The organism is Specibacter sp. AOP5-B1-6 (genome assembly GCF_052376555.1).
In the GTDB taxonomy this organism is placed as follows: Bacteria; Actinomycetota; Actinomycetes; order Actinomycetales; family Micrococcaceae; genus Specibacter.
Genome location: NZ_JBQSVT010000063.1, coordinates 1 through 16,046 on the forward strand (window position 1 = coordinate 1; position 16,046 = coordinate 16,046).

10 protein-coding genes are annotated in these 16,046 nt (G+C 63.0%); 3 read left to right on the top strand and 7 right to left on the bottom strand.

The annotated features are described in order from the left end of the window. Positions 1 to 69: 69 nt before the first annotated feature. The 3 genes from hrpA to ACT3TS_RS18725 all read right to left on the bottom strand — a co-directional run bounded on the left by hrpA (position 70) and on the right by ACT3TS_RS18725 (position 5,540). Positions 70 to 4,083, bottom strand: a complete 4,014-nt coding sequence (gene hrpA / locus ACT3TS_RS18715) for an ATP-dependent RNA helicase HrpA (RefSeq protein WP_444533040.1) — start codon at positions 4,081 to 4,083, stop codon at positions 70 to 72. A gap of 13 nt (positions 4,084 to 4,096) precedes the next feature. Further along, positions 4,097 to 4,957, bottom strand: a complete 861-nt coding sequence (locus ACT3TS_RS18720) for a hypothetical protein (RefSeq protein ID WP_444533041.1) — start codon at positions 4,955 to 4,957, stop codon at positions 4,097 to 4,099. A 97-nt stretch (positions 4,958 to 5,054) separates the two neighbouring features. Continuing rightward, on the bottom strand, positions 5,055 to 5,540 hold the full coding sequence (locus ACT3TS_RS18725) for a MarR family winged helix-turn-helix transcriptional regulator (protein ID WP_444533042.1): 486 nt from the start codon (positions 5,538 to 5,540) through the stop codon (positions 5,055 to 5,057). A 45-nt stretch (positions 5,541 to 5,585) separates the two neighbouring features. On the opposite strand from ACT3TS_RS18725, the gene ACT3TS_RS18730 reads away from it, so the two are divergent. The 3 genes from ACT3TS_RS18730 to ACT3TS_RS18740 all read left to right on the top strand — a co-directional run bounded on the left by ACT3TS_RS18730 (position 5,586) and on the right by ACT3TS_RS18740 (position 9,148). Further along, positions 5,586 to 6,524 carry an EamA family transporter gene (locus ACT3TS_RS18730; RefSeq protein ID WP_444533043.1) on the top strand — a complete coding sequence of 313 codons (939 nt, stop codon included), beginning with the start codon at positions 5,586 to 5,588 and terminating at the stop codon, positions 6,522 to 6,524. Beyond that, on the top strand, positions 6,466 to 6,957 hold the full coding sequence (locus tag ACT3TS_RS18735; protein ID WP_444533044.1) for a GNAT family N-acetyltransferase: 492 nt from the start codon (positions 6,466 to 6,468) through the stop codon (positions 6,955 to 6,957). Before ACT3TS_RS18730 ends, ACT3TS_RS18735 begins: the two co-directional genes overlap by 59 nt. A 244-nt stretch (positions 6,958 to 7,201) precedes the next feature. Further along, entirely contained in the window at positions 7,202 to 9,148 is a 1,947-nt protein-coding gene (locus ACT3TS_RS18740) for an HNH endonuclease (protein ID WP_444533045.1), read from the top strand. Positions 9,149 to 9,162: 14 nt separating this feature from the next. On the opposite strand, the gene ACT3TS_RS18745 is transcribed toward ACT3TS_RS18740, so the two are convergent. The 4 genes from ACT3TS_RS18745 to ACT3TS_RS18760 all read right to left on the bottom strand — a co-directional run. After that, entirely contained in the window at positions 9,163 to 9,807 is a 645-nt protein-coding gene (locus ACT3TS_RS18745) for a class I SAM-dependent methyltransferase (RefSeq protein WP_444533046.1), read from the bottom strand. Between the two features lie 335 nt (positions 9,808 to 10,142). Continuing rightward, a complete protein-coding gene (locus ACT3TS_RS18750; protein WP_444533047.1) occupies positions 10,143 to 14,423 on the bottom strand; it encodes an alpha-L-fucosidase in 4,281 nt (1,426 codons plus the stop codon). A gap of 644 nt (positions 14,424 to 15,067) precedes the next feature. Beyond that, on the bottom strand, positions 15,068 to 15,529 hold the full coding sequence (locus tag ACT3TS_RS18755) for a carboxymuconolactone decarboxylase family protein (protein WP_444533048.1): 462 nt from the start codon (positions 15,527 to 15,529) through the stop codon (positions 15,068 to 15,070). 116 nt (positions 15,530 to 15,645) lie between these two features. Beyond that, a partial coding sequence (locus ACT3TS_RS18760) for a family 1 glycosylhydrolase (RefSeq protein ID WP_444533049.1) occupies positions 15,646 to 16,046 on the bottom strand: 401 nt, incomplete at its 5' end.

Here is a 16,046-nt window from a genome sequence, read left to right on the forward strand (position 1 = left end):
CACCGCCCCCTAAGATCTGTGTGGCCGTTGTTGGATGTCCAACAACTGCCACACAGATTTCGTAAGGGGCTAGGCCATGGCCTTCGCCAACGCCACCCGAATCCGCTTTTCCGAGACCGAATAGGCCGTGCCCAGTTCCACGGCAAACAAGCTGACCCGCAGCTCCTCGATCATCCAGCGGACATGTTCGAGCCCCGCCGTGGACCGCTGCCCGGGCAGCAGGGCCGCCAGGGCGTCGTCGTACTCGTCTTCCAGACGCTGCACCGCCGCCATTGACTGTCCGTCGCGGGCCACATTGGACGGCAGTTTTTCCAGCCGGCGTTCAATGGCCGTCAGGTAGCGCGGCAGCTGGCTGAGCTGGGCAAAGCCGGTCTGCGCCACGAATCCGGGGTAGACCAGCAGTTCCAGCTGCTGCTTGACGTCGTTCAACGCGCTGATCAGCGGCAGGCTGGTGGTGGTCCGGAGCGCTTTTTGAATGCGCAGATTGGACGCCAGGACACGTTCGACGACGGCCGTCACGGAAAACACCGTGTCAATGAGTTCCGCCCTGACCATTTCATACAGGGCGTTGAATTCCTGCTCGGCCCACGGCAATGCGGCCGGGGTGAGCTTGTCGATGGTCGCCAGCGTGCAATCGGCAATCAACTCGGTGACACTGCCGTGCGGATTTTGGCTGAACGTCAGCTTTTCGGTGTTGCTCAGGTGGTCCAAAACGTACCTGTCGGGCGACGGCACGCGCAGGGCCAGCAGCCGGATGACACCGCCACGCATGGCGGAATCCTGCGTGTCCTGGCGCTGGAAAACGCGGATCCCCGCCGTCGTGCCCTCGTCCACGAGCGCCGGATAGCCGGTCACCGTGTGCCCCGCCACGAGGCGCTTGACCTCGCGCGGCAGCGTGCCCATGTCCCACGTGGTGATCCCGGATCGTTCGGCAATCCCGTCGGTGTTGCTGCCGCCGCTGTTAATGTTCGACGCCGGCCGCGAACCAGCTGCTGCTGCCCCACCGGCCGCCGTGGTTCCGTTGGCCGACGCGTTTTTGCCGTTTTTGGCAGGTGCTGCCAGCGGGGTCCGACCGGCCTGGGTTGTCTTCGGCGTTGCACCGAGGGATTCGGCAATGGCCCGCCGGGTGGCACCGGCAAGTTGGGACTGCAGGGCGGAAAGGTCCTGGCCCTCCTCCAGGATCCTGCCGTTCTTGTCCACGACGGAGAACGTCATGCGCAGATGGCTGGGCACAGCGTCCCAGTTCCAGGAGCCCGGCGGGATGACGTGGCCCTTGATCCGGCGCAGTGCCAGTTCAAGCGACGGTTCCAGCACGTCAACGCCCGGGTCAAAGTCGGCGGCCAGCGCTGCAGCGCCCTGCCGTGCCACATCCGGGGCCGGAATGAAGTTTTTCCGCACCGCCTTGGGCAGCGACTTGATCAACGCCGTCACCAGCTCGGCCCGCAGCCCGGGGATCTGCCACCGGAAAGGGGCTTCCGGCAACTGGTTCAGGAACAACAGCGGCACCTGCACCGTCACGCCGTCGGACGGGTTGGGAACGGAGCCCGGCGCCGTGGGATGGAACTCGTAGGACAGCGGCAGCTCAAACTCGCCCTGGGTCCAGATCTTGGGGAACGCCGCCTCGTCGAGCTCCGGCTCCTCGGCCATGACCACATGGGCGTCAAAGTCCAGCAGCGCGGCGTCCTTGTGGCGGGCGTCCTTCCACCACTTGTCGAAGTGCCGCTCGGACACCACCTCGCCGCCCACACGCTCGTCGTAAAACTCAAAGAGCGTCTCGTCGTCCACGCGCAGGTCGCGGCGGCGCATGCGGGTTTCCATTTCCTCCACCTCGGCCAGCAGGGCCTGGTTGCGGTGGAAGAACTTGTGGTTCGTGTGCCAATCGCCCTCGACCAGGGCATGCTGGATGAACATTTCGCGGCTGAGCTCGGGGTCGATGCGCCCATAGTGGACGCGGCGGTCGGGCACGATGGGGACGCCGTAGAGGGTGACCTTTTCGTGGGCCATGACGGAGCCCATTTTTTTGGACCAGTGCGGTTCGCTGTACGTGCGCTTGACCAGGTCCGGGGCCACCTGTTCGGCCCACAGCGGGTCAAACTTGGCGGCCACGCGGGCCCACAGCCGGGAGGTTTCCACGAGCTCGGCGGCCATGACCCAATCGGGCGACTTCTTGAACAGCGCCGAGCCCGGGAACACCATGAACTTGGTGCCGCGGGCGCCGGCGTACTCACGTTTGCGCTGGTCGTACAGGCCAATGTGGCTGAGCAGACCGGTCAGCAGGGACATGTGGATGGCGTCGTGGTTGGCCACCGGATCAATGTCGTTTCCGGAGACCTTGATGTCCAGCGGCTTTGCCATTTGCTTGAGCTGCGTGAACAAATCCTGCCACTCGCGCACGCGCAAATAATTGATGAATTCGGCCTTGCACAAGCGGCGGAACGCGCTGGAGGACAGTTCCTTCTGCTTGTCCTTGATGTACCGCCACAGGTTCAGGAAGCCGGTGAAATCGGAGTTTTCGTCCTGAAAGCGCTTGTGTTTCTCGGTGGCCAGCTGCTGCTTGTCGGTGGGCCGTTCGCGTGGATCCTGGATGGTGAGCGCGGCGGCGAGCACCATGACCTCGGCGGCGACGCCGCGCTTGGCGGCCTCCACGATCATGCGTCCCAGCCGCGGATCCACCGGGAGTTGGGAGAGTTGGCGGCCGACGCCGGTGATCCCGCCTTGGGTGTTCACCGCGCCCAGCTCGCGCAGCAGGGTCACACCGTCGGTGATCGCCCTGGAGTCCGGCGGCTGGACAAACGGGAACTTCTCCACGTCCTTGGGTCCCTTGGCCACACCCATGGCCGTCATCTGCAGGATGACGGCGGCAAGGTTGGTGCGCAGGATTTCCGGGTCGGTGAACTCGCTGCGGGCGTTGTAGTCCTCCTCGGAGTACAGCCGGATGCAGATGCCGTCGGACACGCGCCCGCAACGCCCCGAGCGCTGGTTGGCCGAAGCCTGCGAGACGCGCTCAATGGGCAGGCGCTGGACCTTGGTGCGGTGCGAATACCGGGAGATGCGGGCGGTGCCGGTGTCGATGACGTATTTGATGCCGGGCACCGTCAGCGACGTTTCGGCGACGTTGGTGGCCAGCACAATGCGTTTGCGGCTGCCGGGCGTGAACACGGCGTGCTGCTCCGCCAGCGACAGGCGGGCGAACAGCGGCAGGATCTCGGCATTGCGCAGCCGTGGATTTGTTTTAACACGGCCGTGCAGCGCGTCGGCGGCGTCCCGAATTTCACGCTCGCCGGAGAAAAAGATCAAGATGTCCCCGGGAGCTTCCTTCGACAGTTCGTCCACGGCGTCGCAGACGGCATCGAGGGGGTCCCGGTCCTCCTCGCTGTTGCCCCCGTCCTCCCGGTTCCCACCGTGTCGGTTCCGGTCCGCGCCCGAGCCAATCTCGTCGTCGTCCGTGCCCGCGGTGTCCTCCCCGGAAGCCGGGCCGCTCAGGGGGCGGTAGCGGATGTCCACGGGGAAGGTGCGCCCGGAGACCTCGATGATTGGTGCCGGGCCTTCGGGGGCGGCGAAGTGCGTGGCGAAGCGCTCGGGGTCGATCGTGGCCGAGGTGATGATGATTTTCAGGTCCGGGCGCTGGGGCAGGATTTGGCGCAGGTAGCCGAGGATGAAGTCGATGTTCAGCGAGCGTTCGTGGGCTTCGTCGATGATGATGGCGGAGTATTTGCGCAGCAGGCGGTCGCGCTGGATTTCCGCCAGCAGGATGCCGTCGGTCATGAGCTTGATCTTGGTTTTCGGGCCCACATGGCCGGTGAAGCGGACCTGGAAGCCCACCTCTTCACCGATGTCGACACCCATTTCGCTGGCGATGCGTTCGGCCACGGTGCGGGCGGCGAGGCGGCGCGGCTGTGTGTGGCCGATCAAGCCCTTCTCGGCCAAGCCCAGTTCCAGGCACATTTTCGGGATCTGGGTGGTCTTTCCGGAGCCAGTTTCACCGGCGATGATGGTGACCTGGTTGGCGGCGATGGCAGCCATGATGTCCTCGCGGCGCTCCGAGACGGGCAGCGCGGCGGGGTAGGAGATAGTGAAAGTCATGGTGCCGTCCAGTTTATGCGGTTATGGGCGCCGGGGCCTCTTCGCGGGCACGCGTGCGGATCGTGAGGGCGCCTTTGGCGGCCAGTGCCAGAAGCACGACGCCGGCCAGGGCCGCTGCGGCCCCTCCGGCGGCGCAGGCGGTGGCCCAGTGGGGGGACGCTGATGCTGCGGCGTTTGCCGGCACGGCATTCAGCGCCAGGGCTGCCAGGATGGCCGCCGTGCCCAGGGCGGCCAGCAGTGCGCCGCTGGCGAAGTTCAGCACGTTCCGGGCCGAGATTTCACGCCAACGGAGGTCCAGTGCGGCCATGCGGGGATCCGCAAGCATGGCTGTGGTGGCCAGGCGGTGCAGGACAAGAAGGGCGGAACCGGCGAAGGCCACGGCCACGAGGAGGAGGGGCACGCCGTCGGTCTTCACTGCGTTGAAGTCCGGTGCCAGTTCAGTGGAAATGACGAAGGCGGTGAAGACTGCAAGGGTTGCGGCCGGGACGATGAACGCGCGCCGCGGCAGGACCGGGCTCTTGGCGGCCGGGCCGGGTGTGGCGAGTTTGGCGGCGGGCAGGGCCGTGAACAGGAGCAGGCCGCCGCTGGCGGACAGGCCGGTCGTCATGGCGATGGGCAGACCCGCCTGCCCGGACAAGCCGATCGAGATCCTGAACAAGGCGGCGAACATGATGGCGGCAAACACGAATGCCGCCACTGTGCGCCATTGGGCCCTCAGCATGGACTTTTCCTGCTCGGCCGGTGTGGCATGGATTGAGGCCTTGCCTGCGGCAATCGCCAGCGGTGCCTTCTTTTTGGCAATCCATGACGCTGCTGCAGTGACAGCCCAGGCCAGAGCCGCAAGAATGGCAAGCGCAGCAATCAATTTGGTCATGGGAGAGAGTCTTTCACGGATCCATTTGCTGCCAGCTCGCACGGCGGAGTCCACTGGCTCCGCCCCGTCCGGTCCTGTGCTGTTGGGCGGCGAAAGATTAAAGTGCCGCGTCTGTAAGTTTTTGCAGAAGGGCGGCCAGCTGGGCCTGCTCCGAGGCGGTCAGAACGCCGGCGATGGCATGTTCTGTGGCCAGATGGTCCGGCAGGGTTGCCTCGACCAGCGTCTTCCCCAAAGGGGTCAACCCGACCAAGGTGCCGCGGCCGTCGTCCGGATTTGCTGTTCTGGTAACCAGGCCGCGACTTTCGAGCTTGTTCAAGCGTTGGGCCACGGCACTGGTGGAAATCATGGCGTCCCGGGCCAGCGCGGCCGGGGCAAGCGTGTAGGGCGGCCCGCTGCGCAGGAGGGTGGCCAGTGCGTCGAAGGTGGACGCATCCAGTCCGTGTTTTGCGAAGGTGGCTGCGAGCCGGGTGTCGACGGCTGACGAAGCGCGGCTGAGGCGGCCGATGACGGCCATGGGTGAAACATCCAGATGCGGTTTTTCAGCGTGCCACTGGGCGAGTATGCGTTCTAGTTGGTCCGGCATGGAACCACTCTAGCAATTTGCTAAGCACTGAGTTACATTAGCTAAGTGCTTAGTAAAAATTTGATGCTGATCCTCGTGACGGCCCTTGCCCCCATGCTTTGGGGATCCACTTATCTGACCACGACGCTGTTTCTGCCGGAGGGGCGTCCGCTTCTGTCGGCGGTGCTGCGTGCGCTGCCGGCCGGGCTGTTGCTGCTGGCGCTTTCCCGACGGCTGCCGCAGGGGTCCTGGTGGTGGAAGTCGTGGGTGCTGGGGATGCTGAACATTGGCGCCTTCTTTGCCCTGTTGTTCGTGGCGGCCTACCGGCTGCCCGGGGGAGTGGCCGCGATTGTTGGCGGCATTCAGCCCTTGTTGGTTGCCTTATTGGCGAGCCGGGTGTTGCAGGAGAAATTGACACCGACCCGGTTGCTCTCCGGAATGGCGGGAGTGTTTGGCGTGGCCTTGATTGTGCTGCAGTCCCAGGCCCGGCTCGATGCTGTGGGGCTTGCGGCGGCGGCCGGTGGCACACTGTCCATGGCGGCCGGAACCGTGCTGGCCAAGAAGTGGGGCCAACCGCCTTCCCGTTCGGGCGGGCCGGAGTCTCCGCTGGCCACCACCGCCTGGCAGCTGGTGGCAGGCGGGGCCTCTCTGGCAGTCCTGCTGTTCGTGTTTGAAGGCCTGCCTGCCGTTCCGTTGACGACGCCGAACATTCTTGGCTACCTGTATTTGTCGCTCATGGGCACGGCAGTGGCCTACTTTTGCTGGTTCCGGGGGCTGTCCCGGCTGCCTGCGGGTGCGGCGGCATTCTTGGGCCTGCTCAGCCCGGTGGTGGCGATTGTCCTGGGGTGGGTCGTGGCCGGCCAGTCCCTGGGCCCGTGGCAGCTTGTGGGTATTGTCGTGGTGTTGGCTTCCATCATTGCCGGCATGAAATTGAAGGGATCCAGGAATGTCACTGACAAGCTTCGCGCTCGCAGGCCAGAGCTTCCGGCTGCGCAAGGCCGTTGAGTCCGACGTCGGCCCCATAGTGGAGCTGATTGCCCGGGACCAGCTCCGGGCCGCCGTTGAATCCGCGGCTCCGGAGCGGCGTGGGCCGTATCTTGCGGCGTTTCGCGCGATCGATGCAGACGCGGCGCATTTGCTGTGCGTGGTCGATGATGCGGCCGGGGTGGTGGTGGCGACCATGCAGCTGACGTTCCTGCCGGGACTGGCGCGCAGCGGGGCAACCCGGCTGCAGATTGAGGCGGTCCGGGTGGATGAGGAGTTGCGGGGGCTGGGCCTGGGCAGCGCCATGATTTCGTGGGCCGTTGCCGAGGGCCGTCGCCGGGGTGCTGCATTGGTGCAGTTGACCAGCGACAACAGCCGTGGGGACGCCCACCGTTTTTACGAGCGGTTGGGGTTCACCCAATCCCACGCCGGGTTCAAGATGCAGCTGTCGTAACGGCCTGACTTTTGCCGGCACTCGCTTGATGTGGGTGTTTTTGGCCCTTTTTTCGTGGCTCATTCCTCCACAGGTGCACGTGGGTCCGACGCTGTCCACAGATTTGCCGGATTGACGCCCTCTTCCTTCCAGAATGTCAGTGGCACTCCATAGAATCGAAGTAGCAGAGGATACAACGGGACCTGAAGGAATATTCCGCAAGGGTTGCACAGGCTGAAACCTTATTTTCAGGCAGGTGAACGGGATGGCTGCACCGGATTGGCTCCACGGCAACACCGATGATGCTGCCGGGCGTCTGGCAGAAGCCGGTGCCCACCGGCCGGGCGGCGCCGGCTCTCCCACGACCGACTCGGGGCGCGACAGCCGCGCCACGACTGGCTCGGTCCGCCACAGCACTCCGGCAACCACTCCACGACCGGAAAGCGTTGGCTGTGCCACCTGGTCGTCGCAGACGTGCGACGCACTTCTTGGCTTGGGGACGGCCGTTCTGGAGGGCTGCGACCAGTTCTTTGAACCTGCGCTTTTGGCGCAGCTTGACGCCGCGCTGGCCCACGAGTATGCACTTCAGGCGGAGACCAAGGCGGACGACGCCGCCAGCTTGGTGGAACAGGCCATCCGTGAGGGGCGCACCGCACAAGCGCTGGCACATTTAACCGGCCAGGTGGCCACGGCAAAGTCAGCAGCAACGAAGGCCGAATCCCGTGCGGCATTGGCCACGGATGTCATCACGAGACTCGGTGGAACGGCCACGGGCAACGGATTTGATGCCGCGGCGGTTGACCAGATCTCAGGTTCAGCGTTGATAGACGTTATTGCATGCCTGGAGGAAGCCAAGAACGCGATCGCCGCTACCCAGGCCCATGCGCAAACATTGTTCGTTGCCCAGCAGCGGCTCAGCCAGGCACGGGCTGGAGTCTCACGCCAGAGGCTGGGTGCCGGTCTCGCACAACAAGTGGCACTGGCCCGGCGGGAATCCCCGCATCGCGGACGGCAGCTGAGCGAACTGGCCGAGGTGCTGGTGCGGGAAATGCCCCACACCATGAATGCCTTCACCTTGGGACAAATCAGTGAATATCGGGCAGGCTTGGTCGCCAAGGAGACGGTGTTTCTTTCGCTGGAAAACCGTGCACGCGTGGACCAACTGATCTGTGGCGACCCGGCCGCCGTCGCACTTTTGGGCACCAGGGAGCTGGTGGCCGCTGCCAGGAAAGAAGCTTACAGACTCGAGCCTGAAGCGTTCGTTGAACGGCATGAGAAGGCTGTTGGCGACCGCTACGTCTCCCTGCGGCCGGCCGCGGACGGCATGACATTTTTGACGGCGCTGATCCCGCTCAAGCAGGGGGTGCGCATCCTGGCCACGCTGACCAGGGTGGCCGACAGCGCCAAAGCGGCCGGGGACGAACGCGGCAAAGGCCAGGTGATGGCCGACGCGCTGATGCACCGGCTGATCCGGCATGCTCCGTGCGACGAGGGCGCCGGCACCATCAGTGACCATCGGGGCATGCCGACAGGCAGCGACACCCAGCCCGGGGCCGGATCAGGCGCCGAAACGGGCGCTGGAACGGGCGCTGGAACATCTTGGACACAAGCGGCCGGAGCAATCCGCGAGCCGTGGTGCACCTCGGTCACTGAACCCGACATTGCCTTGGAACTGGTCATGACCGACAGATCACTTTTTGGCAGCGCCAAGGATCCGGCTGTTTTGGTCGGATACGATCCGATTCCGGCACCCATCGCCCGGGCAATGGTTCTGGGCGATGGCGGCGGCAGTGGATTTTCTCCCCGGGTGTGGCTCAAGCGGCTCTTCACCCATCCGGAAAGCAATGCACTGCTGGCCATGGATTCCCGGTCGCGGCTCTTCCCGGAGGGCATGAAGGAATTCCTGCGGCTGCAGGACCAACGCTGTCAGACACCGTACTGCGATGCACCCATCAGGGAGTACGACCACGTCAAGGCGTATGCAGCAGGCGGCCTCACCACGATCGAGAACGGGCAGGGCCTCTGCACTTCTTGCAACCAGGCCAAGGAAGCTCCCGGCTGGTCCTTTGAACGGAGTACCGGGCCCGAAAACGTCCAGCCCAGCACCGAACTCAGCACCCCGACCGGCCACCACTACATTTCCACGGCCCCGCCGCTGCCAGGGGACGCCTCCGGACGTCATCCAAGCCGCAGGGCGAATCGGAGATGCTGAGACATTGGGCTTTTCTAGCCCAGCCTCACGGCCCGGACCACCTCGTCGCTGATGGTGATGGATTCGCCGTCGTTTCCCTTCGTCCTCCTCGGGCGGGACTCGGCAACCTCTATCTTCCACAGCTCCGGCTCCAGCATGGCAGCCACGCCAAGAGCCGTGAAAAACAAGCCGGGAGCATCGGGCCTGCGGGCTCCGGCAGCAGCGTCCGACGCCGAATGCCCCACGATAAGCAGCGACCCGCCTGTGGCAACCGCGGCAGCAAGGCGGGTGAACAGGGGATCACGGTCCTGCTGTGGCAGGTGCATGAACTGGGCCGTAACAAGGCCGAAGGCGGAGGCCGGGGGAGTCCACACCAGCAGGTCGCGGTGTTCCCACTCGATGGATCCTGCCAGCTCCTGGGCCGCAGCATGGTCCTTGGCCCGTTGCAGGGCGACGCGTGAAAAATCCACGGCAGTCACCTGCCAGCCGCGCCGGGCCAGCCACACTGAGTCGGCACCTTCACCACAGCCAATGTCGAGGGCTGTCTTTGGCACCGATGGGTCAGTGGAATCCAGCCACGACGCTTCGGAAACCAGCTGCGGATTCGGTTGGCCGCTCCAAACGGCACCGCCGGAGCCGTAGCGTTCATCCCAGAAATTCTCATCAAACACTGTCGCCATGGGTACAGGCTATACCTGTGTCGCGTCACCGCTCTGGATGCGACCCCAGCTGCCGTTGAAGCTCGCTTTCGGGGGCCAAATATTTCCTGCCGGTACCATGTCGTGCAATCGAAGCCTCACCAGGACCCGATGCAGATGGGTTATTGCGCTGGTTTCAGCAAGGTCCAGTTCGGCACCCATCTCGGCGTTGGGGAACGCTCCCGTCCGCGATGCAATCACATCGAGTTCGGACGGTGCCAAGAGTGGTGGCGCCCTGATCGATGGTCCGACACCAGCCGTGCCCGATACACCAGGTGTATCGGGCACGGCTGGTCTTCCAATAATGACTGGTGTGCTTAGCCGCGTGCGCCTCGGCGACGAACCAGGCCCACCGATGCTGCTCCAGCGACCAGCAACGCCAGCCCCAACAAGAAGCCTGTCGTTGAGGCTGAGCCGGTGTTCGCCAGACCATTCGTGTCCTTGCCGGCCACCGGGTTGCTGGCGGCATCCGTTGCCGATGCAGACGGCACAGTCGCTGTGGAACCGCCAGCGGCCGTTACAGTCAAGGCAATACTGACTTCAGCCGCCTCACCTGCGGCGTCCGCGCCCTTGATGACGACCGTGTGTGCTCCGGCGGGAACGTTTGCCGGCACCTTGGTGGCCAAGGTGACCGTACCGTCCGTTGCCACTGCTGAGCTGCCGAGAACAATAGGATCCGAATGTAAGGAAAAGGTGGCACTGGTTCCCGGCTTGAAGTTCTTGCCGGAAATAATCAGCTCTGCACCGGCAGGCAGCGTTGTCGCACTCAAGGATCCCGAGGGTCCTTCGCCCACGGGACCTGCGGGCGCCGACGTGGGTTCGGTGGTTGGTTCTACCGTGGGAGCCGCAGTGGGTGCAGTGGTTGGTTCTACCGTGGGAGCCGCAGTGGGTGCAGTGGTTGGTTCATGTGTGGGAACCTCGGTCGGTCCGGTTGTGGGTTCTACGGTGGGTGGATCAGTGGTCGGGGGCGTGGTCGCCTCGACTGATTTGACCATCAGCTCTGCAGACGCCGACTTTTCTCCCTGCGTGGCCACTACGGTGAAGGTCCCTGCGGCTGTGTCGACTGGAATGGTCACACGGAGTGTGGCCGCACCCTGGGCGTCGGTGGTGGCCTTGCCTAAGTGCACTGCGCCAGGACGCAGTTCAACAGTGGCTTCCTGCTTTGCGGCAAACCCGGTCAAGGTAACGGTGGTGGATTCACCTGCAGTCGCGGTGCCCCCTTCCAGTACGACGGCGGGCGCTGCAGGTTCCACACCAGCGGCAACCACCCATCCCTGGTCGGCCCGCGAAGCGAAGGTCTCTGCCAAGGATTTTCCGCCGATGAGGGCGGGCACGCCTTCGCCGTAGGAGGTGACGGTGAGGGGTGCATCAGTGGTTCCGTAGCCCCAGAACGGGGTGTCAGAGGCAGCGCAATCGGTACCGTTCTTGAAATGGATGGTGGAGCTGGGCGCAAGTTCCGTTTGGCGGAACTGTTCCATGGAGTTGAACGGACGAGACTCGGTGCCAATGCCGGCAACAGGAGCCTGACAATCAACGTAGAGATCCATCAGCGGAGCAGGAGCCGCTGCCAAGGTCCCGTACATGGAAATGTTCGCGAAGTGCGCCGGTGTGCGGGCCCCCTTCACCGTGACGCGGAATTCTTGGGCAGTGACTGTGGCGAACTTCTGGATCCGCAGCACGCCCACTGTGCCGGCTTCAGTTATCTTGGTCCAGGCTCCGTTGACCTTGGCTTCAACTAGGAACCCGTCCACATTCTGTCCGTGGTTCAACACATCTTCGGACAAAGCGATCCGGTCAATGGCCCTGGCGGAGCCCAGATTGATTTCAAGGGTTTCGCCGGAAGCCAAGCCTTGCTGTGCAGAGGAGCGGAAGTTGCCATCGGTGAGCAGAGTCGACGCCTCACCCTTGATGGTTACCGGCAGGCCCAAAGCGTGGTCGCTGGAGAATGCCTTGGCCCGCTCAGCTGTGAAGCCTTCCAGCGCTGCGCTGGATGCCGGTGCGAACTTGCCCGTTGTGGTGGGTGGAACATTGAGCAGCAACACCGCATTGCGCCCTGCCGATTCGTGGTATTTGGCCAGCATCGCATCCGGACTCTTGGGAACGTCGTTGGGGTGGGCAAACCAGCCACCAGTCAGTTTCATGTCGGCTTCACCCGGCCACCAGTGAAGGTTGTTGGCGCCGCCGTTCTTGACAGCCGTGAGCATCGAATCGGTCGAGCCAAGGTTCGCATTGGTATCAGGATTGACGGGACTGATTTTGCCGCCGTCTGCGGGTCTGGCGATGGGCAGCACACCCCATTCATTGTCGCGGGCTGTGCCCTGTTCGTTGCCGATCCATTTGATGTCGTTGCCGCCCACGGCGACCAGTGCGTTCGGCTGCAACTGGGAAATCATGTCGTAGAAGGCAGGGTAGTCGTAGAATTCCTGCTTGCCAGTGTTGCCTTGGGCGCCGTCAAACCAGACCTCGTCGACCTGTCCGTATTGCGTCAGGATCTCGTACAGGGTGTTGAGGAAGAATGCGCCATAATCGGTGGCCTCGTAAGTGAACTGGGGGAGATCCTTGCCCGCCCGGTCATCGCCCCCAACCAGGGTGGGGATGGTGCGTTCGCTCTTGGTGCTGCCGTTGCCGAAGACACCGTCAACTTCCTGGTTGGAATCTGCCGGGGACATGTACAGGCCAACCTTCATGCCGTATTTATGTGCTGCATCGGTGAATTCCTTCACTACATCGCCCTTGCCGTCTTTCCACGGCGATGAGGCCACCGTGTAATCGGTGTAGCGGGAGGGGTAGGACATGAAGCCGTCGTGGTGTTTGACTGTCAAAACTGCGTAACGGAATCCGTTGTCCCGCAGGGTCTTCACCCAGCTGTCGGCGTCAAAGTCGGTCGGGTTGAACCGGGCAGGATCTTCGGTGCCGTGGCCCCATTCCTGATCGTAGAAGGTGTTGATGCCAAAGTGGAGGAAAGCCGTTTGACGGGCTTCCTGCCATTCCAGCTGTGCCTCTGTCGGGCGGACCAATGCCGACTTGGCCAGAATGTTGGCTTCGCAGTCACCCGTGCTGACGGAGATGTAGTTGGCTGGGTCGACCAGGAGTGGTTCACAAACCTCGGGCTCGCCGGCGTCCAGCTCTTGGTACTTGATTGCCGACGCGTGATATCCGTCCGCCAGCGCGGCAAAGCGTGTTTTGTCCAGCGATCCCTTGAATGCGCGGTTGCTTGCGGCGGGCTCAATCTCTGCACCGAAGCTGGCCGTGGTGAGGGCATTCGGGTTTTTGACTGCCTGGGCACCTGTGACTGATTCCAGCAAGCGTCCGTCCATGCCGGCTATAAGCTGGGCGGTTCCGTCGCTCGCGGGAACGTACACCATGGAGAAGGTGTGCGGTTTGTTCAATTCCGGAAGCGGGATGACTTGGCTGAAGTTTTTCCAGGAGCCGCTGGCGTTGGAGCTGAACCCGTACTCGAAGGCACTGCCATTTTGGGTGTATCGGGCAAAGAGGTTGCCACCCACTGCGATCAGTGTGCCTTGGCCTGCCTGCGCGGCCAACGGGGTGAATACGGCCTCGGCCACAAAACCTGTGTTCACGGTGGTGTTGCCAAGCGGGAATGTCGCGGCGGTGAAATCGATTCCTTCGGTGGGCGTGACTAAGTTAATCTGGCCGTCGGCAACAGACTCGGTTCCCGCGCGGCGCTCGAGCTTGCCGTCGACGACGTCGTTGCCGGCTGACGTATAGCCGTTGCCTGTGAATGTGCCGTCGTAGCTGACATCCAGCAAGTCTATGGATGCAGGTTTGGGCTGAAACTCAAAGTCTGAGTCACTGAACGCTTCCGCGGCCTTGGCCAGGCGGATTGCGTGCAGCACGCCGGTGAAGCCGCGGGTGGATCCTTGGGCGTTGACTTCGTAGCCAAAGCCAAAGGTCGCGCCCAGTGTAGGGGCGTTCGTGGCCGGGGCGGCGCTAGTCACTGCTGGCAGGACCTCGCCGTCGAGCATGACGCTGAGCGTTGCACCTGACACGGTGGGAAGGTAGTGGAAGGAGACCACATGTTCCTTGTTTAGCGCCGGGTAGCCAACACTATTCGTGTTCGAGGTCCACTTGGTTCCGGGGTTCGAATCGAAGCCGTAGCGCAACTCGTCGTTCTGGGCACGGATGTAGAAGTTGCCGCCGGCCGAGAAAATGGTGGACATCTCGGCAGCGCCGGTCGGCGTGAACTTCACTTCACCCAGGAATCCCTGGTCTGCTTTGTCGGTTCCCGTGGTCATATCGGTAGGCGAGTAGCTGATGCCCTGAGTGCCGCCAGCGAGCTTAACACCTGACATGGGGACTTGTTCTTCGCCGCCAGCCACTCGCTTGAGAACACCGTGCATGACCTCGTCGCCTGTGGTGGTGTAGGCATCGGTGCCCACGAGTGAGCCATTGAAAGCTACATCCAGTGAGTCGGTAGTGGCTGCTTGTGCGGCAATAGCGGGCACAATCAGCGCGCCGACAAGTCCCAGCGTGGCAAGTCCGGCCAGCGTCGCCCCTCGTCTTGGATTGACTCGAGGTCTTGGCTGGTTCGTCCTGGCTGCACCTTGCGCCAGGCTGCGAATACTGGGGAAAACCATGAATGTAACTCCCTTGTTGACTATTCATTGTTGGCGAAAGCGATGTTAATTCGAAGGAAAACAGCTTCCAACCATAAAACAAACATCCGATGTATCCTTGTCAAGGTAGCAATGAACTCGAAGGAATCCTAGGGATACGTCGAAAATAGACGTGAAATAATCAATTTTACCGGTTTTATGAAGTTGTCCTGGAGACATACATCGGAGTTCTAGGGCGTTGCGAAGGCAGCTATTGGGGTGTGAGTGCGGCCCGTTCATCGTTGAGGGGCGCATAAATAACCGGGTTGTTGCCGCCACTGGACGTGGCAACGGACGTTGCGCACGCCTCGGCGGCCAACCTTGGCGGCGGTGCTGCTCAGCAGCGGGAACCGTGAATCGGCGGTGGAGGCAATCCCTATGCCGCGTTGACAGGCAGAATCTCGGGTCCAATTTTCGTGGCCTCCCGCACGCCCTCCCGGACTGCGGCGGGGACCGACCAGGAGTGCGACGGGCAATGCCCCGACGGGTCCCGCAAGCTAAAGAATTGCCCCGTCATGTTCGGCGTCGTCGCGCAGGACCAACTGCGCCTGGCCAGGGGAGCCCTGGGCTCTCCCGCAGGGTGAGAAAGGCGCAGTTGTGCTTACAGCTGCGCCTCCAGCTGCAGATTACACAGCAGCCGGCAGGTTGGGCAACGACTGGTGGGTTGAAACGGCGAGCCGGTTCCAGACGTTGATCGCGGAAATGGCCATGAGCAGCAGTGGCATCTCCTTGCCAGGGAACTGTTCGGCGGCAGCGGCCCAAACGTCGTCGGGGACGCCGCCGGCGCTGATCATTGTCACGGCCTCGGTGAGCGCGATCGCTGCCTGCTCACGCGCAGTGAACAGGATCGTCGCTTCGCGCCAGCCGGCGAGGACATCCAGGCGGCGGTTGTCCACGCCAGCTTCGCGGGCTTCCTTTGCATGCATGTCCAAACAATAAGCGCAGCCATTGATTTGGGAGGCTCTGATCTTCACCAAAGCCAGCAAATCCTCACCCAGGGTGCCCGCGTGGATGTACTTTTCCATGGCAAACATGGGCTGGAAGGCTTGGGGGTCGATCTCGTTGATGTTCAGGCGCTCGGTGGTCATGGTCGGTGCTGCTTCCTGGTGAATATGTTCCTAAGGGACAATTCGAGCCTCCTGCCGAAACGAGGTTTCCGCAAGGGCCGTGGCCGCGTTGCTGTGCCGCCGGTAAGATTCTGCGGCTATTTCCTGCAGTGCCGGATCAGTTCCTGGTACCAATAGTAAGAGTCCTTGGGTGTGCGTTTCTGGGTTTCGTAGTCAATGTGGACCAGGCCAAAACGCTGGGAGAAGCCCGCCGCCCATTCAAAGTTGTCCATGAGCGACCAATGGAAGTATCCGCGAACATCGACCCCTGCATCCATGGCTGCCTTCAACGCGCGGAGGTGGGCGTCCGTGTAGTCGATCCGGCGTGCGTCCGGCACCCGGCCGTCGTCGTCCGGACCAACATTGAAGGCTGCACCATTTTCGGTGATGTAGAGGGGCGGCAGTTTCTCGCCGTACCGCTCCTTGAAACCAATCAGCAAATCGGTGAACGCCTCCGGGACAACCGGCCAGTCGAAATCTGTGCGCGGGTAGCCTTTAA